This is a genomic window from Legionella massiliensis (assembly GCF_000756815.1).
GTDB lineage: Bacteria > Pseudomonadota > Gammaproteobacteria > Legionellales > Legionellaceae > Tatlockia > Tatlockia massiliensis.
On the sequence record NZ_CCVW01000004.1, the window covers coordinates 215,324 to 241,020 of the forward strand.

A 25,697-nucleotide genomic window follows, 5' to 3' on the forward strand; every position below is an offset into this window, starting at 1 on the left:
TAGTATAATAAAAAGATGATAATAGTAACACCAGTAGCCATTATAATCAAATTGTGGTCTATGAGGATTATAATTGCCCATTCGGTGGGCTTATCTGTTCTGGGTGCAATACGGACTTTCGGTGTAATAGGTCACCCCCGTCACCCTAATATAGCCCGTCATCCCGAACATAGTGATGGATCTCCGGGATTAGCACTGTGCTACACATCAGGAGATGTCTCTCTGCGTTCGACATGACGTACGTCTTTGGGAGCATAGCGAAGGATCTCCGGGACTAGCACAATGCCGCATTCAGGAGATCCTTCGCTTCGCTCAGGATGACGGGAGGGGAGTTACCTACTACCTTTCGGTGAATAGGACGCGTGATTAATGGGCTGCAGCTGCGTCAGCATGACCTCCAGTTGCTGGTTTTGTAATCCATATAATCGGGATAAGTAAAATAAAAATAATTGAGGAAATCCAGAAAATGTCGTTGAGACCAAGCATATCGGATTGAATATCAACAAGTAGATTAAATAAGCCATAACTTTCTGCTGTATTAATGTGCAAGAGGCTCTGGGCTGCCTGGATAAACTCATTAAAATTTGCTGTATAGGGTGTTGCTTGGTCGGTAAGTTGTGAATGGTGGAGGATCGAACGATTATTCCAGGCCGTATTAGCAATAGAGGTTCCGATAGCACCGCAGAATATACGGACAAAATTAGATAAGCCTGCGGCTGCTGGAACTTTTTCCGGGGGGAGCCCTGAAAGTATGATCATAGAGAGTGGGATAAAAAACATGGCTACCGGTATTCCCTGTATTAGGGTTGGTAAGACGAGAGTCCAGGTATCCACATTAGTGGTGTAAAGGGAGCGCATGTAGAAAACAAGACCAAAGAGCAGAAAGGCGATAGTGGTAATTATTCGCGCATCGACCTTAGGTAAAAGCCTTCCTACAATCGGTGAGCAAATGACTGCGAAGACCCCGAGAGGTGCTAAGACTAATCCCGAATTCACCGAGGGATAAGCCAAATCTTTCTGTAGCCATTGCGGCATTAATACCAAATTACCAAAAAACACCCCATAACCTACTGAAATGGCAATGGTGCCGCCAGCGAAATTTCGACCAGCAAAAAGTCTTAGATCAATAACTGGATTTTCTTGGGTCAATTCCCAAACGATGAAATAGCAAAAACAAACTAAGGCTGTAAGTCCTAGGGCAATAATTGTTGGTGAGCCAAACCAATCCAGATCCTTACCCTTATCCAACATGATTTGCAAAGCGCCAACCCAGACTACAAGAAGTGCTAAGCCTACGATATCGATAGGCAATTTTTTCTTAGTTGTCTCACGGTCGCGAAAGATAATCCAGGTTACGGTTGCAGCGATAATACCTACAGGTACGTTGATATAAAAAATCCAGGACCAGCTGTAACTATCAGTAATCCAGCCGCCAAGAGCTGGGCCTGCTATCGGACCTACAGTGGCGGTCATCCCCCATAAAGCCAGGGCAATCGAACTTTTTTCCTTGGGGTAGGAACTTAAAAGAATAGCTTGGGATAAAGGAATTAAGGGGCCGGCAACCAGTCCTTGCAGCACCCTTGCTGCTAAGAGTAAGGGTAGGCTGTTTGCCAGACCACAGAGCCAGGACGCAAGGACGAATAATACAATTGCGATCACGAATAACCGAATCTGGCCGATTGTTTGGGTTAACCACCCTGTTAAGGGAATTGAAATCGCATTGGCCGCGGCAAACATGGTAATAACCCAGGTGCCTTCATCAATGGAAACCCCAAGATTGCCTGAAATAGTTGGGATTGCTACGTTTGCAATTGAAGAGTCCAGTACAATCATGAAAGTCGCTAGTGCAACTGCAACAGTAGCGACTACGAGCCTAAGTCCTTTCAGAGGAGGGGGAGTGGTAATCTCACTCATTAGGACCTTCCTTTGGCTGAGTCTTTATCCATATCTTTTAAGGCATCATTATTAAGATTGGCAGTTTTACTGACATTTTCACTAATAACCTTATTCACTTCAGCGTCTGCTTCCTTACCAAGATTGTCATAGATCATCGTTTCATAGCTCGGTAACAACGTTGACTCGGAAATTAGTACTCCAGATTTATCGTGCAGGTCGACGGTCGCTTCCATGGATAAGCCTATGCGGAGGGGGTGCTCTTTAAGAGTCTCAGGATCAAGGACAATGCGAACCGGTAATCTCTGAACAACCTTTATCCAGTTTCCTGTTGCATTTTGTGCAGGAAGTAGGGCAAAAGCACTTCCCGTTCCTGCAGAAAATCCAACGATTTTACCCTTGTATACTACAGAGGAACCATAAATATCAGCGGTCAGTTCAACACTTTGACCAATACGCATGTCTCTGAGTTGTTTCTCTTTAAAATTGGCATCAACCCAAACTTGATCGAGAGGGACCAGTGCCATGAGCTGAGTGCCTGCTGCAATGCGTTGACCAACCTGGGCTGCGCGTTTGGCGATTTCACCAGAAGCAGGGGCGCGAATGTTGCTTCGTTTATAATCAATATAGGCCTGGCGTAATCTTGCCGCTGCAGCTAAGACTGAGGGATGTTGTTGTAAATCAGTGTTTTCGGTTAAGGCACGATTGGCTAGCAGCGCTGCCTGGGCTTGAACCAGGGAAGCATCTGCACTTTGTAAGGAGTCCTCGGCATGGGTTAATTCTTCTCGCGAAACGGCTCCTACACCAATTGCTTCACTTCGGCGTGATAAATCTTTGAGTGCCTGTTTACGGGATACTTGACGATTTCTGATGCTGGCTTCTAAGCCTGTGTTATTCAGAAATAGTTGCTGAGTATTGCGAATCGTTTCGCCAAGATTGGCTCGAGCTTGTTCGAAGGCTACAAGGCTATCAATGGGGTCTAGCTGAACAAGGAGCTGGTCAGTTTTTACGAATTGGGTATCATCGGCTTTCACAGCGACTATAGTTCCACCAACCTGTGCTGTGATGGGTATAACATTACCATTCACATAAGCATTATCAGTTTCTTCATAAAAGCGCGCTACTGTCACCCAATATATGCCGTAACCTAGGGCAATCACTAGGAAGCAAATGGTTAGCAAAGTCAAAAAAAACCTTCGTCTGGAGGGCTGTTCTTTTTCTGCTGTGGCTGTGGGCTGATCTATTGTCGCCATTGACTATCCTTAATTTACTGTAAGTGCTCAAATCCAACCGTTCGACTAAGTCTAAACATAGGGGACCTGATTTATTTCTATTTACTATCTTTAACTGGAGGTGTGCAACAGGAATTAAACCCGCCGCCAAGCGCATAAATTAACGCAACTTGCCGATTTCGCCGGTCAAGGATGAGATTTAGGCGCGTTTGCTGCTCAGACAGGTAGCTAGTTTCTGCATTCAATACTACAAGTTGTGATGCCAGACCAACGCGATACTGATATCTTGCCAAATCATAGGCGTGTCTTGCACTATCTAAGGCTTCTCTTTCAACGCCTAACTGCCTGTCAATTGACTTGATATTGGTCAACTGAGTAGCAACATCAGATAGAGCATTGTTGAGCGTATCATTGTAATTAGCAACAGCTTCCTCATATTGGGCATATTGATTACGCAACTGCGCTCTCAGCGCACCGCCATCAAACAATGGCAATCTGATTGCTGGACCAACAAATTCTGCGTTCGCTCTGGTGGTTAGTTCGGCCAAATGTAGTGACAAATAACCGACGCCAGCAAGCAGATCGATATTGGGATAAAAGAGAGCTTTGGCATGGCTGATACCCTGGCAGGCGGCTTCAACCCTCCAACGTGCTCCAACAATATCTGGCCTGCGTCCTAAGAGATTCAAAGGTAAATTGGCTGGTAAGGCTGGAGTTTGCACAAGGCCTAACCTTGGTCTTCTAATGCTTAATCCGCGGTCAGGTCCTGCACCAAGCAGGGTGCCAAGCTGTTGTTTTGTCAGCAGGATTTGTCCTTCAACATTTGCAAGCTGAGTCCGTGCGGTGGCTGTTGTATTTCGAGATTGGTAAAGCTGTACCTTGGTGTCTAAGCCAGTTCTTAGGCGAACCCCTGTGATTTTATCAAGAGCCCCTCTTTGACTAACGGTACGTTTTAACACATCGCTCAAGTCATAATAGTAAGCTAATTCATTATAAGTTGAGGCAACAGAGGTCGCGATAGCAAGACGCGCTTCCTGATTTGCAGCCTCGCTTGCATTTGCCTCTGAGATAGCCTGGCGAAGACTGGATAAATTTTTACCCCAAATATCCAAGGTATAGCGTAGATCGGTAAGGAAACCAGTTTGGGTAAAGATGGCATTATTCAAAGGAGGGGGAAGAAAACCCTTTGAAGAAAGCCGAGTCCGAGTCACAGAGCCTTGGGCATCGAGGTGGGGAAATAAGCTCGCTCTCTGTGCCTGAACTAAGGCCCTGGCCTGATCGATTCGTGCTTGAGCTGCTTGTAAACTTGGATTGTTTGCAAGCGCTTCATTAATTAGAACAACAAGCTGGGGATCAGCAAATTGTTTAGCCCAATCACTGTTTGGCCAGTGCCCATTTTGCTTGGGTAGGCTTTTTGCAGTTTGGAATTGTTTGGGTGATGCGATTTTTTTATTGCTATGAATGCCAATATAATTGACGCAGCCTGACAATGTGATGAAGCAAATTACAAAGCAGCTATAGCGTTGAATGTTGTTCCAAAAAATCACAAAAATCCAAATAAGTCTGAGAGTTAATAGTACCGACAATACTTGATGTTGATAAATTTTTCTAGGGGTATTCACTTGCCAGCAAAGCAAATTGCCGCTAGTCTGCGCATTTCTATTTTCAAAATCTTCCTATGTTGGATGTGCTCGACCTCTCTTTTGACTATCAAGATAAACCTGTCCTCAACAAGGTACAATTTTCCTTGGCTGCCGGGCAATTGATGCATTTACGTGGAGCCAATGGTGCAGGAAAAACAACCTTGTTGAAACTTTTGGCTGGTCTCTTGCAGCCTAATGAGGGGCTAATTCGCTATGAGGGAGAAGCTATTTACAATGTCCTTAATACCTATCAACGTAAACTATGCTATGTCGGTCATAGGGCTGGTTTAAATCCTTTATTAACGGTAAGGGAAAATTGTTATTTTGATATGCATTGGGGGAGGCGACCCCTAAGTTTTGAGAGTTTGCTTGAGGGGTTTGGTTTGCGTGGATTAGCTGATGAACCTTGCTACCATCTTTCCGCTGGGCAACGACGGCGTGTAGGCCTCTTAAGAATTGCTATGACGGATGCCTCTTTGTGGTTATTGGATGAACCCTTGGTTGCTCTGGATGCTGAGGCTATCTCTACTTTGATGAATTGTCTTGTGAATCATGTGGAGCAGGGCGGCCAGGTTATTCTGACTTCCCATCAAAGCCTGCCTTTTCGCCAACCTTATCTGGAGTTTTCTTTATGATGGGTTTGGGAGGGTTGTTCTATAAACAATGTCAACGCGAAATCCTTCTGCATATTCGTCAGCCTAGGTTGCTATTGCATGCTTCGCTATTCTTTTTAATGGTGACCATTTTTTTCCCTCTAACAATGCCACCCGATGCTGCCATCTTGCGAGCCTTAGCTCCAGGCCTTGTTTGGATTGCAATGCTTTTGTCTATGCTACTGACCTCTGCAAGCTTTTTTCAGCAGGACTATGAAGATGGTGTTATTGAACAATGGCTAATCTCAAGCTATCCCCTTAGTTTGATTATTGCAGCGAAATTAGTTATCCATTGGCTGATTAATCTTTTGCCTATGCTACTTTTTTGCCCTTTGCTTGCCCTATTGTTTAATTTAAGCCTATCAGAAACCTGGGTTTTGCAGCTGAGCCTGATACTAGGAACGCCAGCTATACTTTTCCTCTGTGGATTAGCTGCTGCCTTTAGCGCTGGGGTGCAGCAGAAGGGGGTATTAATGGCCTTGGTGTTATTACCTCTAACGGTACCTATTATGATTTTTGGTAGTGGTACTTTAACTGCTGCAATGCATGGTTTGCAGGTTACGGGTTATCTGGCAATTTTGTTGGCTTTATCAATTCTTGCTGCAGGCTTTTTGCCTTTTGCGATTGCGGCGGTGATTCGGATCAATTTGGTTGAGTGAGCCCAATTGTCAATTTCTCCCAGAGCATGATAAAATTCCGACCTTTTTGCGAGTTGACTCAATCCCCATGTGGAAATTTCTCTATCAATTGGCCTCGCCCAAGACCTTTTATCAGATGACGAAAGCCTGGCTCAGCTGGTTAGGTCTGACTGCCTTGCTTTTTCTTGTGGTAGGTCTGATCTGGGGTTTGGTTTTTGCGCCGCCTGATTATCAGCAGGGGGATGCCTTTCGAATTATCTATGTTCATGTTCCGAGTGCTTTCTTCTCCATGGCAATTTATGGCTGGATGGGTTTCCTTGCCCTGCTTTTATTAATCTGGCGAATAAAGATGGCTGGTTTGATGTTGGGAATTGCTGCCCAAATAGGTGCTTCAATGGCCTTTCTTGCTTTAGTTACGGGGAGTATCTGGGGTAAACCGATGTGGGGAACTTGGTGGGTTTGGGATGCCCGTCTAACCTCTGAGTTAATCCTGCTGCTCTTGTATTTGGCTATTTTGGCGACGAAAAGTTCCTTTCAAAACAAGGAGCAGGGCGACAAAATTATTGCGATTTTAACCCTGGTTGGCTTGGTTGACTTGCCTATTATTCATTACTCAGTGTATTGGTGGAATTCCTTGCATCAAGGAGCAACCCTAACGGTCTTTGCTAAGCCCAAGATTGCCGCATCGATGCTATATCCCTTACTATCAATGCTCTTTGGTTTTGCCTTTTACTCCCTATGGATCATTTTACATAAAGCGCGGAATGAGGTCCTTGCACGTGAGCTCAAGCAGCATTGGGTTAAAGATTTGCTTGAGAGAGGGGAGCTATGAGGCATTTTTTGCAGTGGTTTGCGATGGGAGGCTATTCTTTTTATGTCTGGACCGCCTATGGCCTGGTCTTCGCGGTCTTAGCCAGCAATATTTTGGCAGTCCGAGTACAGAGGACAAGGGTTCGCAAGCGCTTAGAGCAATGGTTTAAGAGGCAAGCCTTATGAATCCTGCACGTAAACGAAAATTAGCGGTTACTCTTTTTATCGCTACGATCTTAGCCTTAGTGACTGGACTGGTTCTTTATGCATTAAGGCAAAATATTAGCTTATTCTATACCCCTACTGAGGTTGCAGAAGGCGAGGCAGCTAAAAATCGATCTATTCGTTTAGGCGGAATGGTTGTTAAAGGCAGTATTGTACGCAGCAAGGATGATCTCTCTGTTGAATTCAAATTAACCGACTATAAGCAAACCATTACCGTGAGTTACCACGGAATTTTGCCTGATCTCTTTCGTGAGGGGCAGGGTATAGTTGCCCAGGGTGAATTGAGTGACAACCAACATTTCATCGCCAAAGAAGTGTTAGCAAAACACGATGCCAATTATATGCCGCGCGAAGTGAAGGACGCTTTAGCCAAGGCTGCGCAAAATGGAGAAAAGAAAAGTACATGATCGCTGAAATTGGTTTGTTTTCCTTGATATTAGCCTTGCTATTTGCTGTCTTACTTGCTGTCGTCCCGACCTTAGGGCTATGGCGTGGTAAAACTGACTGGGTTAATACAGCACCACTTTATACCTATGGCCAGTTTTTCTTTGTCGCCTTAGCTTATTGCGCGCTGACCCTTTGTTTTTTAAAGGATGATTTTTCTGTTATTTATGTGGTGACTAATTCAAGCCTGTCTCTCCCCTGGTTTTACAAGCTCTGCGCTGTATGGGGAGGGCACGAAGGTTCTATGCTTTTGTGGGTAGCTATTCTAAGTACCTGGATGCTGGCTATCAGCTTGTTTAGTAATTCTCTCGATCAGGCGATGCGCGCGAGGGTTTTGGTTGTTTTGGGTTGCTTGAGTATAGGTTTCATTCTGTTTCTACTAAGTACCTCGAATCCTTTTGCCAGACAATTCCAAGTGCTCGATACTCAGGGCAAAGATTTAAATCCACTATTACAAGATCCGGGTTTCCTTTTTCATCCGCCCATGCTTTATATGGGCTATGTGGGATTTTCAGTGGCCTTCGCCTTTGCGATTGCTGCACTCTGGGTTGGGCGGGTTGAAGCGTCCTGGGCTAAATGGACAAGACCCTGGACTTTGGCGGCTTGGTGTTGTTTAACAGCGGGAATTACCCTGGGAAGCTGGTGGGCTTACCGTGAACTGGGCTGGGGTGGCTGGTGGTTTTGGGATCCGGTTGAGAATGCCTCCTTTATGCCTTGGTTAGTGGGAACTGCCTTGCTGCACTCCCTAGCAGTTTCCGAGCAGCGACAACAATTTAAGGCCTGGACTATGCTCTTGGCGATCACTGCTTTTTCCTTAAGTTTGGTGGGAACCTTCTTAGTCCGCTCAGGAGTCTTGACTTCTGTGCATGCCTTTGCTGTTGACCCGCAGCGAGGTCTTTATATCCTTTGTTTCTTATTAACTGTTATTGGTGGTTCCTTGTTGTTATTTGCAACCAGAGCACAAACCTTACAACGTCGAGATAATCCTTCCCCAGTGTCTCGCGAAAGTGCCTTGCTTTTAAATAATGTTTTTCTCGCAGTGGCAATGTTAACGGTACTGATGGGAACAGTTTATCCCTTACTCATTGATGGCCTTGGGCTGGGTAAGTTATCAGTAGGTGCGCCTTATTTTAATTCGGTCTTTGTCCCCTTGATGATCCCACTTTTGATCTTGATGGGGCTTGGGGTGCATTTAAATTGGCAACGCGATAGTTTGCAAAAGCTGATTGTAAAATTGGGTTCCGTGCTTTTTTTGAGTTTAGTCCTGCCATTGATGTTTTTACTTTATCTTACTCCTGCCATAGATTCTTATGCCTTGCTGGGATTGATTCTTGCCTTCTGGATAATACTGAGCACCTGTAAATTAGTGTGGATACGTAGTAAACAACGCGGTTTTGCTAATCTAGGTCAAGCCTTCTGGGGCATGGTAGTTGCTCATTGTGGAGTAGCGGCTACAGTAATTGGTATTGCTGTTTCTAACGGCTATGGTATCCAAGATGATGTCAAAATGGCTCCCGGAGACAGTATCAAGTTAGCGGGTTATGAGGTGCGGTTTATTAAGGAAACTCCTTTAATTGGGCCGAATTATAAAGGCACGCAAACCCAATTTGTGATTAGCCAGGGGCCAAAGCAAAAACTAATCTATCCGGAAAAACGTCTTTATAATGTTGGCTCGATGGCTATGACGGAATCAGCGATTGATGTGAGTCCCTTTCGTGATATTTATGTTGCCCTTGGTGAACCGATTGGTGGAAATGCTTGGTCAGTACGCGTTTATTTTAAACCCTTTGTGCGTTGGATTTGGGGCGGCGGTTTCATGATTTTAACAGGTGGCTTGCTGGCCTTAACGGATAGACGTTATTATCGAGTACGAGAAAAAGTCTCTTCCAGTTACACACAGGAGGTTAAGGTATGAAAACCTTATACTGGCGCTTGATCCCTTTGGCAATTTTTACTCTCTTGGTTTTTTTCTTTTGGCGAGGTTTGTCCTTGGAGCCGCAAAAATTACCCTCAGTCCAATTAGGCAAATCCTTGCCCGATTTTCAACTCCCCATGTTAGGCGATGAGAAACATTTCACTCCCCAAGCAATGCGTGGCCAGGTTGCCCTGTTAAATGTATGGGCAAGCTGGTGTGCGGCCTGTGTTGAGGAGCAAGTCTTTTTGATGCGGCTTGCACGCGAATCTGTTCCCATTTACGGCCTGAACTACAAAGATGATACCGATAATGCTGCCCGTTGGTTGAATGAATGGGGTAATCCCTATCAAGCAATTGGTGAAGATAAAGAAGGAAAGGTGGCTATTGACTTAGGTGTTTATGGTGCACCAGAGACCTTTCTTATCGATAAGAAGGGGATTATCCGTTATCGCCATGTTGGGATTCTTGATGAGGAGACTTGGAAGACGGAGTTTTTGCCTCGTATTCAGCAATTGCAAGGTGAAGCATGAAGGTTGTATTTGCATTAATCCTGTTTTTTTTAACGCCTCTATCGTTGGCAAATACGCTTTATCCACTTGCAACAGCCAAGCAGGATGCGCAATTTTCCCATTTACTCAAAGAACTACGCTGCCTGGTTTGCCAAAACCAGGATTTGGCTGATTCAAATGCCGGTCTTGCCAAGGATCTGCGCGACCAGGTTTATATCCTGGTGAAGGAAGGTAAAAGTGATAGTGAAGTTATTAGTTATTTAACAGCGCGTTACGGCGATTTTATTTTGTTTAATCCTCCTATTAAACCCTTAACAGCAATGCTCTGGTTTGGCCCCGCCTTATTTTTAGGTTTAGGGTTAATAATTTTTTGGCGTACTTGTTTAAAGCGAAGCTCGAATGAATGAATGGTGGTTAATCGTTGTTTTTATCTTTTTAGGGCTACTGGCTTTAACACTCGCTCTCTATCCTTTACGCAGGTCGAAGCTGCTGATTTGCTTACTTAGCCCTATACTGATTATTGCCCTGTCAATTGCTTATTGGCGCTGGGGCAGTTGGGTTGATTGGCAGAGATATGTGCATGATCAAGCAAATAAACAGCAGATAGAAGCAGTTTTACAGACAATAAAAAGTCCTGCGGAATTAATTGATAGAATGAAAGCGCGTTTAACCCAAGATCCAAAAAGCGTCCGGGGATGGTATTTGCTCGGTCGTCTCTATGCGAGCCAGGGGCAATGGACAGAGGCAGGCGATGCTTTTTATACGGCTTATCAACTAAAACCTGAAGATGCGCAAATTGCGGTCAATTACGCACAAAGTCTAGTGCAATTGAATCAAGAAAAATTTAATGAATCCATCCGAGACTTACTTAAAAAAGTTTTAGAAAGGGAGCCTAATCAGCCAGATGCCATGGCAATGTTAGCAATGGATGCCTATAGCAGTGCTAACTATCCCCAAGCGATTGCTTATTGGCAGCAATTACTTAAGATAGCGCCTGCTCGCTCAGAAGAGGCTCAGATGCTGCGAAAAGCAATAGCTAAGGCGCAACAGCAGCTGGCAAATTAACGTCAGTTATGGATAAGAATGGTTGTCTGCGGGTGAAAATTGCCGGTTCAATGAGTCCATGTTCGTCACGTTAAAGGCTGCCCCAAAGACGTACGTCATGTCGAACGTAGAGAGACATCTCCTGATGTGCAGCACAGTGCTAATCCCTATGAATAAAAAAACATAGCAGAGCTATGACAAACAGAAATCAGTGCATAAATAATAAAGGGTAAAAATCTTCTAAGGCCGATCTGTGTTTTCATGAGTAGCCCCTTAGTAATCATTAAAGAAGAGTTAAAAACTATTCAAGATTCATGCCCAGGATCTCCTATCTATGCATTACCTTATTTTTCCTCTACACTGAATTTTCAAACTTAAATCAAGGAGTGATTATGAGCGGTCGGGTTTATCAGATAGTTGAATTGATTGGAACCTCTGTTGAAGGCATTGAAGAGGCAATAAATAATGCAATTGCTCAGGCTGCCAAGTTGCACGGCAAATTGGATTGGTACGAGGTTTTATCTACTCGCGGTTTTATCGAAAACAATAAAAATAAGTATTATCAGGTACATTTGAAAATAGGTTGCCATGCACATTAATGATTTGTAGTAGGCCAGTCCTGTCCCCTCACGCAACGTCATCCAGAGCGCAGCGAAGGATCTCCGGGATTAGCACTGTGCCACCTTCAGGAGATCCTTCGCTGCGCTCTGGATGGCGTAGCGTTGAGACAAGGAGGGACGTGACCTATCAATGGCGTCAACTTAAGGAGCAATACCTCCGGTTCGGGAGAGAGTTAGAGACACTGCCATTAAGTTAAGGGCATTTGTCATTCCCGCGAAGGCGGGAAACCATCTCTATATTGGCCTGTGCTTAGCTAGAAATAGTTTCCCGCCTTCGCGGGAATGACAAAACCTTCCTTAACTTAATGGCAGTGAGAGTTAGAGAGAGGGGATAAAGCCTATCTACTCCTCAAACTCACGCAAAGCCTTTAAAAAATGCAGTCCATAATGACTAAGCTTATGCTGCCCGACCCCGGAAATATTGAGTAATTCCTCAAGTGTTTGCGGTTTATCTCTAACCATTTGATGCAGAGTGGTATCACTGAAGATCAGAAATGATGGTTTGTTTTCCTCATCAGCAAGTTTTCGTCTCAGCGCCCTGAGACATTCAAAGAGGGGGCTGCTTTCTGGTTTCGCATACAAGACTTTCTCTTTGTTTTTCGCTGCCTTGACCTTAGGCTCAGCCTTAGGCTGAGTCAAAGAAACCTTCTCTTCGCCCTTTAATATGGCAACTGCTTTCTTCGAGAGCCGTAATACATTGAAATGGCCAAGATCTTGATAGCAATAGTCACGATGGATTAGTTGCCAGGCTAATTGCTTCCAATAATGAGTTGATTTGTCTCTACCAATGGCAAAGGTACTCAGTTGCTGATGGCCTGCTTGCTGAATTTTTTCCGAGGTACTGCCACGTAAAATATCAATAACATAGTTCATCCCGTAGTTCTGTCGTAAACGATAAACACAGGAAAGAAATTTCTGCGCATCTTCCGTCGCATCAATAGTTTCCGGCGGATTGTCGCAGACATCGCAGTATTTGCAGGCTTCATCGCTAGGCTCATCAAAATAGCGCAACAAAATTTGACGACGGCAATGAGTTGCTTCGGCAAAAGCTAACATATGATTGAGCTTATTTTGCTCAATACGTTGCTGTACCTCACTAGTCATGGTCGCAATCCATCCCCGCAATCTGGCTGAGTCAGCGGGGTCATAAAGCAGCAGGGCAAGGGCCGGCAGGCCATCACGGCCAGCTCTCCCTGTTTCTTGATAATAGCTTTCAATTGTTTTTGGCAGATCATAATGAACCACGAAGCGAACATTGGGTTTATCAATCCCCATTCCAAAAGCAATAGTTGCAACAACGATATCAATGCGATCATAGCGGAATAAGGATTGCACTTCTCGCCGTTCATTATGGGATAGTCCAGCATGATAGGCTCTTGCGCTATAGCCTAATTCCTGAAGCTTCTCAGCTAACCGTTCAACACCATTTCTGGTCCCACAATAAATAATTCCAGATTGTTGCTGTTGGCTTTGTAAAAACTGATTTAATTGTTTGATGGCATTATTTTTGTTAATGACGCTGTAATGGATATTAGGGCGGTTAAAGGATGCAACGAAGAGTTTAGGTTGATAGTTTAGTTTCGCAACAATATCCTGGCGAGTTTGCTTATCTGCAGTTGCCGTCAAGGCAATGATCGGTATTGCAGGGAAATGCGTTTTCAGCAAACCTAGGGCTGCATATTCAGGGCGAAAGTCATGTCCCCATTGTGATATGCAGTGCGCCTCATCAATAGCAAAGAGGGCAAGATCACAATCTTGTAAACGCTCCATGAACGATTGGCTGATCAAACGTTCCGGGGCAATATAGAGCAAATCAAGCTCATTACTATGCAATTGTGCAAGTACCTGTCTGGCCTCATCGCTTTTGAGTGAAGAATTATAATAGGCTGAGCGAATACCCTGTAACCTTAAGGCAGCAACCTGATCCTCCATCAAGGCAATAAGCGGGGAAACAACAATAGCAACGCCAGTTCGAGCAATCGCTGGGATCTGATAACAAAGCGACTTGCCGCCGCCGGTAGGCATAAGTACAAGCAGATCCTGACCATTAACCAGATCATGGATAATTTCGCCTTGAGGACTACGAAAGGAATCAAAACCAAAAAAATCCTTTAAGATGCGATTTGTGTTGTTGGAAATAGCTGTGGATTCCATGTGATTTATTCTTTTTTTATTTCACGGACACCAAAAAATCGCAATCATAACACCTTGGTGGCATGGCTTAAAAGGATTTTCCCGCATAAAAGTATTGATAGGATGACTAGCCTTAAGTTAATGTATGAACCTGTGTGGATATTCAAGCATAACAAGGGAAGGTCTATGGATTTCAAACTCAGCGAAGAGCATCTGGCTTTTCGAGATATGGCAGCTGAATTTGCGCGTAATAAATTAGCGCCTAATGCAGAAAAGTGGGATGAAAGCTGCCATTTTCCAATCGATATTTTGCGCGAGGCAGCATCGCTTGGCATGGGAGGAATGGTTTCTTCCGAAGACATCGGTGGTTCTAATTTGAAGCGCCTTGACGCCGCAATTATCTTTGAACAATTAGCAACGGGATGTATTACAACCAGCGCCTATCTTTCCATTCATAATATGGTTACCTCGCTAATCGATATTTATGCGGATGATTCTTTGCGTAAAACCTGGGGGCCTCGTTTAACTTCAATGGATGCCCTGGCTAGTTATTGTTTGACAGAGCCTGATTCAGGTTCAGATGCTGCCTCATTAAAAAGTCGTGCAGTTAGAGATGGTGAGCACTATATCTTGAATGGTGCAAAAGCATTTATCTCTGGTGGCAGTGTGAGTGACATCTATTTGTGTATGGTAAGAACTGGCGATGATTCACACCATGGGATTTCCTGTTTACTCGTTGAAAAGGACACGCCTGGTTTGAGTTTTGGCAAGCAAGAAAAGAAAATGGGCTGGCGCAGCCAACCAACCTGCATGGTCTTTTTTGAAAATTGCCGGATCCCTGTGACCAACCGAGTTGGTGATGAGGGAATGGGCTTTAAAATCGCTTTGAACGCGCTTAATGGTGGCCGAGTCAATATTGCCTCTTGCTCTTTAGGCGGCGCAACTGCCTGCCTGAGGATGACACAAAAATACCTGCAAGAACGTAAGCAATTTAATCGCCCCTTATCTAAGATGCAGGCACTACGCTTTTATTTTGCCGATATGCTCACCGATTTTGAGGCTGCTCGCTTAATGGTTTATCGTGCCGCCGACGCTCTGGACAAAGGAGATACTCATGCCCCTATGTATTGTGCAATGGCCAAGCGCTTAGCGACTGATGTTGCCTTTCGAATTAGTGATAAGGCGATGCAATTACACGGAGGCTATGGTTATTTGCATGATTACCAGATTGAACGTTTATTTCGTGATCTGCGGGTGCATCAGATCCTTGAAGGAACTAATGAAATCATGCGTGAAATTGTTGCTAAAGCCACTTTAGATGAAGAGTATAGTATTGAATAACAGGAGTTTTTTATGACTTTGATTGAACAAGATTTAGATAGTAAGGGCATTCTTACTCTAAGACTTAACCGCCCGGATAAGTTAAATGCGCTAAGTAATGAAGTCTTAGATGCTCTCGCTGAGATCTTCAGCTCAGCAAAGGACAATAAAAAAGTTAAAGCCCTGCTTCTTACCGGTACGGGTAAAGCCTTTTGTGCCGGCGCTGATATTTCGCGGCTTGCTGAATGCAATGCGCAAACTGGTTATCAGTTTGCATGCGAAGGGCAGGATGTATTCAGAATGCTTGAAACGCTAGGAAAACCATCGCTGGCGGCCATAAACGGTTTTGCCTTTGGTGGCGGCTGTGAACTAGCTATTTCAGCAACGATGCGTATCGCGGCAACAACAGCTCAATTTGGCCAACCTGAAGTAAAACTGGGTGTTATCCCTGGTTATGGCGGAACACAACGTTTAGCGCGTCTGGTAGGTAAGGGGCGGGCAATGGATCTTTGTTTGACAGGCCGTTTTATCAATGCAGAAACAGCCTTGCAATGGGGGCTAGTCTCAGAGGTTGCTGAAGCTGATGCTTTACTAGAACGTGGCAAACAAATTTTAAGTGGAATTTTAGCTATGGCACCCTTAGCAATTGCCGGGGTCATGGAAGTTATCGACAGAGGCTACGATATGTCACTTACTGACGCTTTACACCTTGAAGCAGTGCACTTTGCCAAGGTTTGTGCCAGTGAAGACAAGAAAGAAGGGGTCGCTGCCTTTTTAGCGAAGCGGCAAGCTGAATTTAAGGGAGAGTAACTGGATGACTGTTGATATTGCATTTAGTCGAGAAGGAAATCTGGGGCTGGTTAATTTAAATCGGCCACAAGCTCTGAATGCCTTGAGTTTGGCTATGATCAAAGCCTTGCAACAGCAATTGTTGCAATGGGAGGATGACCATTCTATCCATGCTGTGGTTGTTCAGGCTGAAGGAGAAAAAGCTTTCTGTGCCGGTGGCGATGTGCGCTGGCTCTATGATGAAGGCTTAGCAAAAAGCCCTGAGCAGATGCAGTTTTTCTGGCATGAATACCGACTAAATCACTATATTCATCAGTTTAAAAAGCCCTATATTCCCTTGATGGATGGTATCACCATGGGAGGTGGTGTAGGGATATCCTTGCATGGGTCCCATCCGGTTGCGACTGAGCGTTTTGTCTTTGCGATGCCTGAAACAGGAATAGGTTTTTTCCCAGATATAGGCGCTAGCTATTTGTTATCTCGTTGTCCTGGACAGATAGGTATCTATCTGGGATTGACGGGTAATCGTCTAAGAACCGCTGATGCGCAAGCTTTAGGGCTTGTTGTGAAATACACCATCGCCTCTGAGGACTTATCCAAGGTTATAACGAGCCTTCTTGCTAGCGATTTATCAAACAATGCCCATCAAGCAGTTAATGACTGTCTCCTTGCTTTTGCTAGACCTGTTGAGTCTGCACCGATTGAAAATCTGCGATCGGCAATTGATGATTGTTTTGCTGAAAATAGCGTGGAGGCTATTTTTGCAAAATTAGGGGCAAGAGGGGATGACTGGTCTTTGGCAACCTTAGCTAATCTGCAGCAAAAAGCGCCCTTAAGTCTCAAAGTTACTTTGGCACAAATTCATAAAGCGAAATCATTAACCTTAGCTGAATGCCTTAAGATGGATTATCGCTTGGTCAACCAATTCATGCGTGACTCTGATTTTTACGAGGGGATTAGAGCACTGTTAGTCGATAAGGATAAATCACCCCATTGGCAACCTGCGACCTTAGCTTTGGCTACGGAAACGAAGGTCGTTGATTATTTTGAAGACGGTCATAGTGAGTTGAGCTTCTATTAACTTAAGGAAGAATAATGGCTCGTGAGATGATCAATATTATTCCCTTTTGGTGCTTAATTATTTTAACCATGTTGATACTTACGTTGGTTGGTTATTGCTCCGCACGCATTTCATCGTATTTTTTCTCGCGAAGGGTTGGTGATGATCAGCGAAAATTAGCTAATACACTGATCGGTATCCTCAGCGGGGGTTTCTCAATTTTACTCGCTTTTGTAATAATAAATTCTTGGAATTATCAGCTCAGCGCACGACTGTTAACCTCTCAAGAAGCCGATTATCTTTCAATTTTATTACATAATATTACTGTTTTTCCGAAGGATGAGCAGGAAACACTTAGATCAGCGATTCGTGACTATGTTGTAGCGGTCAGAACTGATGAATGGCAGGCAATGAAAGGTGGCCAGGATAGTCCCAAAGCTTGGGATGCTATAGATAAATTGTATACTGTGGTTCAAGCCTATAATCCTCAGGAGTCGCAGGAAAAAATCTATTATGTGCGGCTCATTGCTAATCTAAATGAGCTACTACAGTCCCGTCGTGAGCGATTGAATGGTGTTACAAGCATCATTCCGGGGCACTTGAGAATGGCTCTTATTCTTGGTTCTATCTTGCTGATCGTTGTTTTGGGTGCAATGCGTGGAGAGGCAACTATTTTCTATATCATGCCACTGATGTTTTTTTCCGTGGTTCTTGGATTTAATCTGGCTTTAGCACTGAGTTTTGATTATCCCTATTCTGGGGATATCTCTGTATCTAATAAGCCTTTTTATAGAGGGGTATTAGGGGAGCTGTCGGATACTCCATGACCCACCCTAAGATGATTAAAATTGTCTGTTGCCTGCATTTCACTTAAAATGCGCTATTCAATGAATTGTAGGTTCTTTTATGTCTGACTTTTATCAGGATTTCACCAAGCGACGGACTTTCGCAATTATTTCCCACCCGGATGCAGGTAAAACTACCGTTACTGAAAAACTGCTGCTATTCGGAGGTGCAATTCAGCTCGCTGGAACGGTAAAGGGGCGTAAAGCTGATCGCCATGCGACCTCTGATTGGATGGAAATGGAGAAGGAAAGAGGGATTTCGATTACCACCTCAGTGATGCAGTTTGTCCATAATCAACATGTCATGAATCTCCTTGATACCCCTGGGCATGAGGATTTCTCTGAAGATACTTATCGCACGCTTACTGCCGTTGACTCTGCATTGATGGTTATCGACGTTGCTAAAGGGGTTGAGGAACGCACGGTTAAGCTGATGGAAGTTTGCCGTTTGCGCGATACGCCGATTATGACCTTTATCAACAAATTAGACCGCGAGGGCCGCGAGCCAATCAGCTTATTGGATGAGGTTGAAACCGTATTGGGTATTCAGTGTGCACCAGTGACCTGGCCGGTGGGTATGGGTAAGCGATTTAAGGGAATTTATCACCTCTATCAGGACACTATTTATCTCTATCAGACAGGTAAAAATGCACAGAAGCAGGAAGCTACGCAAATTAAAGGCCTTGATAATCCTCAGCTGGATGAGTTATTAGGTGAGGCCGCACAAGAGTTGCGCGACGAAATTGAACTGGTCAAGGGGGCTTCCCATGAGTTTAATCTTGCGGATTATTTATCTGGCAAGATGACTCCTGTTTATTTTGGCTCAGCGATTAACAATTTTGGCATTAAAGAATTGCTGGATGACTTTGCCGAGCATGCACCAGGGCCAATGCCGCGTGCTGCCCTTGAGCGTCAGGTTGATCCTAAGGAAGAAAATTTTAGTGGTTTTGTCTTTAAAATTCAGGCCAACATGGACCCTAAACATCGTGACCGTATTGCCTTCCTGCGGATTTGCTCAGGAACCTTTAAAAAGGGAATGAAGCTGAATCATCTCCGCCTCGCTAAGGAAGTTCAAATTGCCAATGCTTTGACCTTTATGGCAGGTGATCGAGCGCATGCAGAGATGGCCATGGCAGGTGATATTATCGGTTTGCATAATCACGGAACTATTCGAATTGGAGATACCTTTACCCAGGGCGAGATCTTGAAATTTACTGGTATTCCCAATTTTGCCCCGGAACTTTTTCGTTTGGTACGTCTGAAAGATCCCTTAAAAAGCAAAGCCCTTCTCAAAGGGCTTATTGAGTTGTCGGAAGAGGGGGCAACCCAGATTTTTAGGCCGCTCAATTCAAACCAACTCATTCTGGGGGCTGTGGGTATCTTGCAATTTGATGTGGTAGCCCATCGACTCAAACATGAATACAAGGTTGATTGCGTTTACGAGGCAGTAAATACAACCTGTGCCCGTTGGGTCTATGCAGAGGACGATAAGGCGATGGCAGAATTTCGTGCCAAAGCCAATGATTACCTGGCCTTGGATGGTAGCGATTCACTCATGTATCTGGCGCCAACCAGGGTTAATTTAACTATGGCACAGGAGCGTTATCCGAAGATTCATTTTTCTGCGACTCGTGAGCATTAAAGGCCTTGCCCCATAGGTATCAACACAAGTGTAGCCTTGATGCAGCGCAGCGTAATCAAGGCTAGGTTTGCTTTATAGCTTTTGCAAAGGCAAGATCCCATTGGGCAAGCCACGGGAATTTGGAATGAATCCAAACCAAAATAAGTTTTTAATAGTCACTATGAGAAATTAAAGCACATAAAGGTTAGCTAAAATATCACGAAATATTTATCATATTGAGTCTTGTTTGATCAGTAAGATAAGGTATTGCATGTTTACAGGACAAAAAGCCCTAGTCAAAGCTCCAGCTAAAGCAGCCCCAAAAATAACACCAAAAGAGTTGTTTCAAAGGCTCGCTCATATCCCAGCAGACCCTAATAATGAATTTGCTGTTTCTTTAGCCAGACAAATGGCAGAAGCATTTAAATCAAATACATTAGCTACTAATGCTATTTTCATTGAATACTCGAATTATATTGGTGATGTGCGAAACAGACTGGAAGCAAAAATATCGCATAGAGAGAAACTCAAAGTTCTGAGTGCTGCACTCAATGTTGGATGTTTCATACAACTTCATCTTATAAAGGATAACGATATACGTGTTCAAGACCACCGGCTAATAATCGTTGACCTATGGGCGACAATAACTAACTTAAAAAGTTGTGCTGAAGAAGAGTTTCAAATATCACCAGCAGGAGGATTAAACTGGCTTCTTCTTGTAAGCCCAGTACTCGATGCATGCTATCTTGAGCTAAGACAATTGATTGAAGATATTGCTTCAAAAAAGGACATGAATATCCAACTTCCATTATTGAATCATATGGTAACTAATGTGCTGCCTGAAACGATAATTGGCTATTCGACTGTTTTAGCAACCTTTTATGAGATGTACGTAAAAATAGGTGATCTGAATGAGGCTAGTAAGTATAAAGAAAAGCTAAAAGTACACCTAAATATAATCGAGAAAAACTGGAGAGCACTAGCATCTATTGTACCTGTTAGCTCACTAAATGAGATCCTTATACGATCAAATTTTGAAATTGATAGGCTAGATAAGACCACTGATACTGTTAGGCAGTCAAAAGAGATTATAGAAGAATATAAAGATTTAATCAGAGAAAAAGCTGCTCAATTAAAAAAAGCTCAACCTGCATATCCCTTTGATCTAGACAATGCAGGGCAGGTTTCGTCATCATCCTCATTTTCAGATAACCTGGCAGAACAATTTGATCGAATAAAAGCCGATATAACCCCTTATTTAGCTGAGCCACTTCTATATACACGGGTTATAAATCTTAATAGTGATGCTAACACTAAATTTAAAGAAACCTTTAGAGCCTTAGGTCAACTGACCCAAAGTGAATACCATAAAAATGCTGAAAAAAACCTTAATAGTGCTATTGAACTCTGTACTCAGTGGGTAAGGTTGTTTACTGAGAATTACACTGATGATGCTGCACCTATTGTTAAGCAATTCAATAAAATACTTAGTGTTTTAAACAAACATTTACAGGCAGCATCTTCACGAATACCTAATTATTTTGAACCCTTGCTCTTAGAAATAGCACAAATTGAAGCTACAGCTGAGGTACCTTCTCCGGCATTGCAAATGCCTAATCCTGTTCCCTTATATTTTCAAAACCGTTTTCAGAAATACGTTGTTAATCATCCTCGCTTTACAGTATCGGAGGAAATTAATTTTGAGTCTTTGGACGCAGCGGAGCAACATCTTGTTAAACTGCAAGAGAACGTTAATATTCTTGAGTATGCCTTAACAAATCTGGATTCCAGGCAAAAAAATACGCCTTATTCTGATCAATTAACTCATTTTTTATGCCAGACCCTAGCTTCAATAAATCATACAACTGCAAGGTTAATCAAAGAAAATATGATTCCTCAAGCGCTTGTTACCTCTTACTTGAATCGAGCATCTAAAAATTATGTCCTCATGGCGAATTATGCCCATAATTATCAAAAACTCCTTCAGTACGTTGATAGGACTGATGTATTAGTAACTCCTTTTGTGCAAGATATTAAGCCGAAATGGCTTGATGCCTTATATAGTGTGATGACTGGTTATATAGACTATGCCTCCTTGCAATGGCATCAAAGTGATCGTAACCAGGCAGCAAGAGCCTTGTTGTTGGCTTACGATAACTTGAAGTTCCTAATGTATAGAGCCTCATTATCCCTCCCTGAAGCCCAGTACATAAAAACTAGTAATGAGATGAAGGAGCTTACACTTTCTATTTATCTTTCTGCTTTTGATTGCCGCGAATTTCAAAATTTTATCCGGCAAGCCTCTGGAGAAGTGCCTGCCGCAGAACAAATACCCTTAGCCGTTCTTAGTGACGATTTTTGGACTGCTTACGGGCAATATTTGAATCAGGCTTCTTTAGCTGATATAGAACCAAGCAATAATCACCTCCTAACTAATGTGATTTTAGAATCCAGAATAAATGCTCTTCGTTATGTTTTAAGCCAGCTGGACGAGTCATCACCCTGGTATCCAAAGACCTTAGGCGCTCTATGGGAGTCATCTTATCAACGCTATGTTAATGCGAGTGTATTATCAAGCATCGTAGTCATTGCTTCTGAAGAGCAAAAATTAAGAGAAAAAGCAGATTATGAGCACTATAAAAACCAGCTTGACTCGCTTATTCCAAGCATCACAAAGTTAGAGAATAAAGCCTATAACGCACAAATTTCTTCTTTCAAAGGATCAGAGAAGAAAGCAGTAGAAAACACAGCAGTAAAAAAGACAGGAGCATTTTCCCCTGATGAACTTGATGCAATGGCAAGAACCTCAAAAAATGGACGACGGAAGGCTACTCAAGCCCAAACTGTAAAAGCGAAAGACCGGCCAGCGTCTAAAAAACAACCTCAGTCAACGGAAGAACAAGAGGTAAAATACATTCTGCCTAGAAGCGCTGCAGCTACCTCAACGTCTTTTGAAGAGCCAAGACCTTATGAACCGTGGATATTTAAGAGTAAAAAAACACCAGGTACAAAACCCAAAGCAGTGCCCGATGGTGCAAGACCGCAAGCAGCAGCTACTGCCGCAAGCTCAAATACAAAGCCAAAGTCTCATGCCGCAAGTTCAAACACAAGGCCAAAAGCGGCGCCTCATGCCACAAGTTCAACTAAGGCAGCCAGCTCTAGCGTAAAAGAAAAGCCCGCAGCTCAACCAGCCTGGACAGATGCAAAAACGACAATAGAAAAAATTCTTGGGCGTACAACCTTTGATACCTACCAAGGAATCCAATCAGACACCATTTTTGAGGATAGGGCAGGTCAGTCGGTAGAACCTAAAGAGGGACGTAAACTGAAAACTGTTTCAGAAAACTCTACGGTTTTATCGACCTCTGCTGAGGTAGTTGCTCAGCCTAAATTGCCATTAAAACGAAAATTAGATTCAAGCGATTGCCCAGTAGTAGATGGCATAGATCCACGTATTTTCCGGTTGCCACGAGAAATTTGGGAAATTTGTTTACGGCTTCATAAGGCAGGATACCAAAGCTATATCTCCGGCGGCTTGATACGAGATAGGCTTCTGGGATTAAGGCCCCATGATGTTGACATTGTTACTGACTGCCCACGTGATGTAGCTTATAAATTGTTTAATGGCTGGGGAAAATTAAGTAAGAGGCATCCCGATCTCTATTTTCTGTGTCCAGGTGTTGACCTGGTATCGAGTACTTCATCAACTCTTAAAGAAGAGGCTGAAAAAAAAGATGCAGAATGTAATGCCCTTTTCTTCTGTCCCATAAAAAGGAAGTTATACGATCCTCTTAATTGCTATAAGTCAATCTATTCTCGAACGCTTACTTTAATTGGCAATGCTTATACACGGCTAGTGGAAGATCCATCGCGAATTTTGCGAATAATCCGTTTTGCTCATTCATTGAATAAAAATATTGGATCGCATACTCAAGACCTCATCCAAATAATTGCCCCGTCAATGGTAAAATTACCCTTTAGTGTACGTGTCAATAACATAAAAGCTATGTTTTTCCGGGATTTTGGATTGGCTATGAAAAATTACCAATATCTCATTGATAATAAAATAATGTCTTATCTTTTTTCTTCTGACGAGAATGAAAAGTCTTACTATCCAGAGGATTCAAGTATAAGTAAGACCTTCAATCGGTATTGGCAACATGCATTATCAGAAATCTATCGAGGCAGACCCCCTATTTTTGCTAATAGCTCTGATTCGGATGAAATTATCAGTTTAATGCTCTTTATTCGTCTAAAAGGCTATCAAGTCAAAAATAACACAGATTTTACCAGTGCACTGGCTGATACAATAAAATTTGCAGAGAACTTTTTTGAGGGCAGCTATCAATCAAGTCTGTTTGAGGCCATGAATTTCCACCAAAGAAATTATGATTCCTTTGAGCAGCCCCTATCCTTAGAGGAACCGGTAATGCTGCTGCCAAATCATGAACCACAAGTGGTTGTTCCTGAGCAGCAAGCGGTTAGACTTCAAGCTGAACCTTCTTCCAGCAGCTCTGGTAAGGCATCAAGCTCTGTGCCTTTAGCAATACCGGTAATGTTTGTGCAAAACAGTGAAGGAAAAGAGGTTTCTTCTGAACCAGAGGATCGGCCTAGTTGTTCTAGTGGGGCATCAAGTTCTGTGGCGCCTTGAGATGACATTAGATATCTACACAAGCCTTGATACAGCGCAGCATAATCAAGGTTTTCTATGACAAATTATCGCGAGAGGTAATAGGCCAGCCCCTCTCCAGCATCGAATTCCCGCGGCTTGACCGCAGGATCTGTTGGTTAGAAATTCTTCACTCTGAGCCCACAGATCCCGCGGTCAAGCCGCGGGAATTCGAAATGGGGGTGACCTATTATTACCAGAGTTATCCCCTTAGAGGAATCGGAAAACCTTGATTACGCTGCGCTGCATTAAGGCTACGTTTGATTTTTTTGCGTAAATACTTATTATGGGTCAAGCCCCTTGATTTCACATCCGTCCCCGTCATCCAGCTCAGGATGACGGGGATGTGGAGACAAGAAGCGGCGTGCTCTATTACAACAGTTCAACCTACATCCTATCCAAGGACTACTTAGTTATAGAACAGCTAACTGCTATGTAAGAGGTTTTGCTGTTGTTAGTGAGTGATACTGCTGCTGTTGAATCTGCACTAAGAAAGAGATCATCATTATGACAAAGGCCCAGTGTTGTTAAGCCTGTTAAAGGTTTTCCATTGATTGTGAACATGGGGGTATCTTCTATATGTACGGCATCAACTGAATGGCAATTCTTGTCTTGAGTTGAGATTTTACATTTTGCCGAAATTTCCTTGGGATCGTAGTTAGTAATGATTCTCTTTTCCCCTGCATTTAATGTATAAGCAGTAGATTTGCTTATATCGAGTGGGAGCCCCATGCTTGGGGAAGCCCAGAGGTTAGTGCTTAATAGGACTAGAGCTGAACAAATCAAACCGCATTTAATTTTTTGCAACATGTAAAAATCTCCTAAATAAAAAGCAGCACTAAGATAGTGTTTGTTCTAAAAGCGTAGGCTGGGCTGCTAAACACCGCTTTTATGTAATGCCTGAGGGAAAATGCTGTAATAGGTCACCTCCATGCCGAAATCCCAGAGTAGTGTGAATTTAAATGAAACCTTGATTACGCTGCGCTGCATCAAGGTTTTCCTTAGATAAGAGGTGGGGGACGTGACTTATTACAAAATGCTGGATTTGTCAGCCCAGTCTATATCCTGTCATCTGTGCTCGATCAGACAAGAACTACTTAATTATTGAGCAGCTAATGGCTATGTAAGATGTTTTGCTATTGTTAGTGAACGATACTGATGCTGCTGATTCTGCGCTAAGAATGAGAGCTTGGTTATGACAAAGGTCAAATGTTATTGAGTCTACTAAAGGGTCTCCATTGACTGTGCACAGGGGGCTATTTCCTTCATGTTTTGCATATACCGAATGACAACCCTCATCTTGAGTTGAAATCGTACATTTGGCTGAAATTTTCCAAGGAGCTAAGTTAGTGAGGGTTTTCGTTTCCCCTATTTTTAATATGTAAGGCTCGGCTTGGCTCACATTGAGCGGTAGTGCCACGCCTGAAGCCCAGAGGTTGGTACCAAATAGGGCTAGAGCTGAACAAACCAAAGAGCATTTAATTTTTTGTATCATCTAAGAGTCTCCTAAATAAAAAATTGAGCTAAGATAGCGTTATTTTCTGGGCAAGGCAATAAATAATTGGTCAGGGAGCTACGTATAAAAGCCGAGGACAAATGTAGGCAGGGTTGTAGCCTGGATGCAGCGAAGCGAA

22 protein-coding genes are annotated in these 25,697 nt (G+C 43.4%); 16 read left to right on the forward strand and 6 right to left on the reverse strand.

The window, feature by feature from the left end:
• Positions 1-366 precede the first annotated feature (366 nt).
• The 3 genes from BN1094_RS15655 to BN1094_RS15665 all read right to left on the reverse strand — a co-directional run bounded on the left by BN1094_RS15655 (position 367) and on the right by BN1094_RS15665 (position 4,672).
• Positions 367-1,914: a DHA2 family efflux MFS transporter permease subunit gene (locus BN1094_RS15655; RefSeq protein WP_044012088.1), complete on the reverse strand. Its 1,548-nt coding sequence runs from the start codon at positions 1,912-1,914 to the stop codon at positions 367-369.
• Positions 1,914-3,146, reverse strand: coding sequence for an HlyD/EmrA/EmrK family protein (locus BN1094_RS15660; RefSeq protein WP_081935180.1), 1,233 nt, complete (start codon positions 3,144-3,146; stop codon positions 1,914-1,916). The genes BN1094_RS15655 and BN1094_RS15660 overlap by 1 nt, the downstream gene beginning before the upstream one ends.
• Before the next feature lie 77 nt (positions 3,147-3,223).
• Positions 3,224-4,672, reverse strand: a complete 1,449-nt coding sequence (locus tag BN1094_RS15665; protein WP_044012089.1) for an efflux transporter outer membrane subunit — start codon at positions 4,670-4,672, stop codon at positions 3,224-3,226.
• A gap of 131 nt (positions 4,673-4,803) precedes the next feature.
• Here BN1094_RS15665 and ccmA point away from each other — a divergent pair, with 131 nt between their 5' ends.
• From ccmA to BN1094_RS15715, 10 genes are all read left to right on the forward strand, one after another.
• Complete coding sequence (ccmA, locus tag BN1094_RS15670; protein ID WP_044012090.1) at positions 4,804-5,403, forward strand: cytochrome c biogenesis heme-transporting ATPase CcmA; 600 nt, start codon at positions 4,804-4,806, stop codon at positions 5,401-5,403.
• The gene (gene ccmB, locus BN1094_RS15675) at positions 5,400-6,080 is read left to right on the forward strand and encodes a heme exporter protein CcmB (protein WP_044012091.1); all 681 of its coding nucleotides are present in this window, start codon (positions 5,400-5,402) and stop codon (positions 6,078-6,080) included. The genes ccmA and ccmB overlap by 4 nt, the downstream gene beginning before the upstream one ends.
• A gap of 67 nt (positions 6,081-6,147) precedes the next feature.
• Positions 6,148-6,891, forward strand: coding sequence for a heme ABC transporter permease CcmC (ccmC, locus tag BN1094_RS15680; protein WP_044012564.1), 744 nt, complete (start codon positions 6,148-6,150; stop codon positions 6,889-6,891).
• On the forward strand, positions 6,888-7,055 hold the full coding sequence (gene ccmD, locus BN1094_RS15685) for a heme exporter protein CcmD (protein WP_044012092.1): 168 nt from the start codon (positions 6,888-6,890) through the stop codon (positions 7,053-7,055). Before ccmC ends, ccmD begins: the two co-directional genes overlap by 4 nt.
• Positions 7,052-7,501, forward strand: coding sequence for a cytochrome c maturation protein CcmE (gene ccmE, locus BN1094_RS15690; protein WP_044012093.1), 450 nt, complete (start codon positions 7,052-7,054; stop codon positions 7,499-7,501). Before ccmD ends, ccmE begins: the two co-directional genes overlap by 4 nt.
• The gene (locus BN1094_RS15695) at positions 7,498-9,453 is read left to right on the forward strand and encodes a heme lyase CcmF/NrfE family subunit (RefSeq protein ID WP_044012094.1); all 1,956 of its coding nucleotides are present in this window, start codon (positions 7,498-7,500) and stop codon (positions 9,451-9,453) included. The genes ccmE and BN1094_RS15695 overlap by 4 nt, the downstream gene beginning before the upstream one ends.
• The gene (locus BN1094_RS15700) at positions 9,450-9,983 is read left to right on the forward strand and encodes a DsbE family thiol:disulfide interchange protein (protein WP_044012095.1); all 534 of its coding nucleotides are present in this window, start codon (positions 9,450-9,452) and stop codon (positions 9,981-9,983) included. The genes BN1094_RS15695 and BN1094_RS15700 overlap by 4 nt, the downstream gene beginning before the upstream one ends.
• Positions 9,980-10,369 (forward strand): cytochrome c-type biogenesis protein, encoded by a 390-nt coding sequence (locus BN1094_RS15705; protein ID WP_044012096.1) that lies wholly within the window; start codon positions 9,980-9,982, stop codon positions 10,367-10,369. The genes BN1094_RS15700 and BN1094_RS15705 overlap by 4 nt, the downstream gene beginning before the upstream one ends.
• On the forward strand, positions 10,362-11,027 hold the full coding sequence (locus BN1094_RS15710) for a tetratricopeptide repeat protein (protein WP_044012098.1): 666 nt from the start codon (positions 10,362-10,364) through the stop codon (positions 11,025-11,027). Before BN1094_RS15705 ends, BN1094_RS15710 begins: the two co-directional genes overlap by 8 nt.
• A gap of 371 nt (positions 11,028-11,398) precedes the next feature.
• Positions 11,399-11,605 (forward strand): dodecin, encoded by a 207-nt coding sequence (locus BN1094_RS15715; RefSeq protein WP_044012099.1) that lies wholly within the window; start codon positions 11,399-11,401, stop codon positions 11,603-11,605.
• Positions 11,606-11,968: 363 nt separating this feature from the next.
• Here BN1094_RS15715 and recQ read toward each other — a convergent pair whose 3' ends face one another.
• Positions 11,969-13,780 (reverse strand): DNA helicase RecQ, encoded by a 1,812-nt coding sequence (gene recQ / locus BN1094_RS15720; protein ID WP_044012100.1) that lies wholly within the window; start codon positions 13,778-13,780, stop codon positions 11,969-11,971.
• A gap of 165 nt (positions 13,781-13,945) precedes the next feature.
• On the opposite strand from recQ, the gene BN1094_RS15725 reads away from it, so the two are divergent.
• The 6 genes from BN1094_RS15725 (at position 13,946) to BN1094_RS15750 (ending at position 24,045) form a co-directional block, all read left to right on the forward strand.
• The gene (locus BN1094_RS15725) at positions 13,946-15,100 is read left to right on the forward strand and encodes an acyl-CoA dehydrogenase family protein (RefSeq protein ID WP_044012101.1); all 1,155 of its coding nucleotides are present in this window, start codon (positions 13,946-13,948) and stop codon (positions 15,098-15,100) included.
• A 12-nt stretch (positions 15,101-15,112) separates the two neighbouring features.
• Positions 15,113-15,889 (forward strand): enoyl-CoA hydratase/isomerase family protein, encoded by a 777-nt coding sequence (locus BN1094_RS15730; RefSeq protein ID WP_044012102.1) that lies wholly within the window; start codon positions 15,113-15,115, stop codon positions 15,887-15,889.
• A 4-nt stretch (positions 15,890-15,893) separates the two neighbouring features.
• Positions 15,894-16,949 carry an enoyl-CoA hydratase/isomerase family protein gene (locus BN1094_RS15735; protein ID WP_044012103.1) on the forward strand — a complete coding sequence of 352 codons (1,056 nt, stop codon included), beginning with the start codon at positions 15,894-15,896 and terminating at the stop codon, positions 16,947-16,949.
• A 14-nt stretch (positions 16,950-16,963) separates the two neighbouring features.
• Positions 16,964-17,755, forward strand: a complete 792-nt coding sequence (locus BN1094_RS15740) for a bestrophin-like domain (RefSeq protein WP_044012104.1) — start codon at positions 16,964-16,966, stop codon at positions 17,753-17,755.
• A 79-nt stretch (positions 17,756-17,834) separates the two neighbouring features.
• On the forward strand, positions 17,835-19,415 hold the full coding sequence (locus BN1094_RS15745; RefSeq protein ID WP_044012105.1) for a peptide chain release factor 3: 1,581 nt from the start codon (positions 17,835-17,837) through the stop codon (positions 19,413-19,415).
• A gap of 250 nt (positions 19,416-19,665) precedes the next feature.
• Positions 19,666-24,045, forward strand: coding sequence for a tRNA nucleotidyltransferase/poly(A) polymerase family protein (locus BN1094_RS15750; protein ID WP_044012106.1), 4,380 nt, complete (start codon positions 19,666-19,668; stop codon positions 24,043-24,045).
• Between the two features lie 423 nt (positions 24,046-24,468).
• On the opposite strand, the gene BN1094_RS15755 is transcribed toward BN1094_RS15750, so the two are convergent.
• Positions 24,469-24,873, reverse strand: coding sequence for a hypothetical protein (locus tag BN1094_RS15755; protein ID WP_044012107.1), 405 nt, complete (start codon positions 24,871-24,873; stop codon positions 24,469-24,471).
• Positions 24,874-25,156: 283 nt separating this feature from the next.
• On the reverse strand, positions 25,157-25,558 hold the full coding sequence (locus tag BN1094_RS15760) for a hypothetical protein (RefSeq protein WP_044012108.1): 402 nt from the start codon (positions 25,556-25,558) through the stop codon (positions 25,157-25,159).
• Positions 25,559-25,697 lie beyond the last annotated feature (139 nt).

Coding starts and splice junctions, on each gene's coding strand:
- BN1094_RS15660 (WP_081935180.1), bottom strand. CDS start 3,146: ATGGCGACAATAGATCAGCCCACAGCCACAGCAGAAAAAGAACAGCCC.
- BN1094_RS15740 (WP_044012104.1), top strand. CDS start 16,964: ATGGCTCGTGAGATGATCAATATTATTCCCTTTTGGTGCTTAATTATT.
- BN1094_RS15730 (WP_044012102.1), top strand. CDS start 15,113: ATGACTTTGATTGAACAAGATTTAGATAGTAAGGGCATTCTTACTCTA.
- BN1094_RS15700 (WP_044012095.1), top strand. CDS start 9,450: ATGAAAACCTTATACTGGCGCTTGATCCCTTTGGCAATTTTTACTCTC.
- BN1094_RS15745 (WP_044012105.1), top strand. CDS start 17,835: ATGTCTGACTTTTATCAGGATTTCACCAAGCGACGGACTTTCGCAATT.
- BN1094_RS15725 (WP_044012101.1), top strand. CDS start 13,946: ATGGATTTCAAACTCAGCGAAGAGCATCTGGCTTTTCGAGATATGGCA.
- ccmB (WP_044012091.1), top strand. CDS start 5,400: ATGATGGGTTTGGGAGGGTTGTTCTATAAACAATGTCAACGCGAAATC.
- BN1094_RS15760 (WP_044012108.1), bottom strand. CDS start 25,558: ATGATACAAAAAATTAAATGCTCTTTGGTTTGTTCAGCTCTAGCCCTA.
- BN1094_RS15655 (WP_044012088.1), bottom strand. CDS start 1,914: ATGAGTGAGATTACCACTCCCCCTCCTCTGAAAGGACTTAGGCTCGTA.
- BN1094_RS15750 (WP_044012106.1), top strand. CDS start 19,666: ATGTTTACAGGACAAAAAGCCCTAGTCAAAGCTCCAGCTAAAGCAGCC.
- ccmD (WP_044012092.1), top strand. CDS start 6,888: ATGAGGCATTTTTTGCAGTGGTTTGCGATGGGAGGCTATTCTTTTTAT.
- BN1094_RS15710 (WP_044012098.1), top strand. CDS start 10,362: ATGAATGAATGGTGGTTAATCGTTGTTTTTATCTTTTTAGGGCTACTG.
- BN1094_RS15715 (WP_044012099.1), top strand. CDS start 11,399: ATGAGCGGTCGGGTTTATCAGATAGTTGAATTGATTGGAACCTCTGTT.
- BN1094_RS15735 (WP_044012103.1), top strand. CDS start 15,894: ATGACTGTTGATATTGCATTTAGTCGAGAAGGAAATCTGGGGCTGGTT.
- BN1094_RS15695 (WP_044012094.1), top strand. CDS start 7,498: ATGATCGCTGAAATTGGTTTGTTTTCCTTGATATTAGCCTTGCTATTT.
- recQ (WP_044012100.1), bottom strand. CDS start 13,780: ATGGAATCCACAGCTATTTCCAACAACACAAATCGCATCTTAAAGGAT.
- BN1094_RS15705 (WP_044012096.1), top strand. CDS start 9,980: ATGAAGGTTGTATTTGCATTAATCCTGTTTTTTTTAACGCCTCTATCG.
- ccmA (WP_044012090.1), top strand. CDS start 4,804: ATGTTGGATGTGCTCGACCTCTCTTTTGACTATCAAGATAAACCTGTC.
- ccmE (WP_044012093.1), top strand. CDS start 7,052: ATGAATCCTGCACGTAAACGAAAATTAGCGGTTACTCTTTTTATCGCT.
- ccmC (WP_044012564.1), top strand. CDS start 6,148: ATGTGGAAATTTCTCTATCAATTGGCCTCGCCCAAGACCTTTTATCAG.
- BN1094_RS15755 (WP_044012107.1), bottom strand. CDS start 24,873: ATGTTGCAAAAAATTAAATGCGGTTTGATTTGTTCAGCTCTAGTCCTA.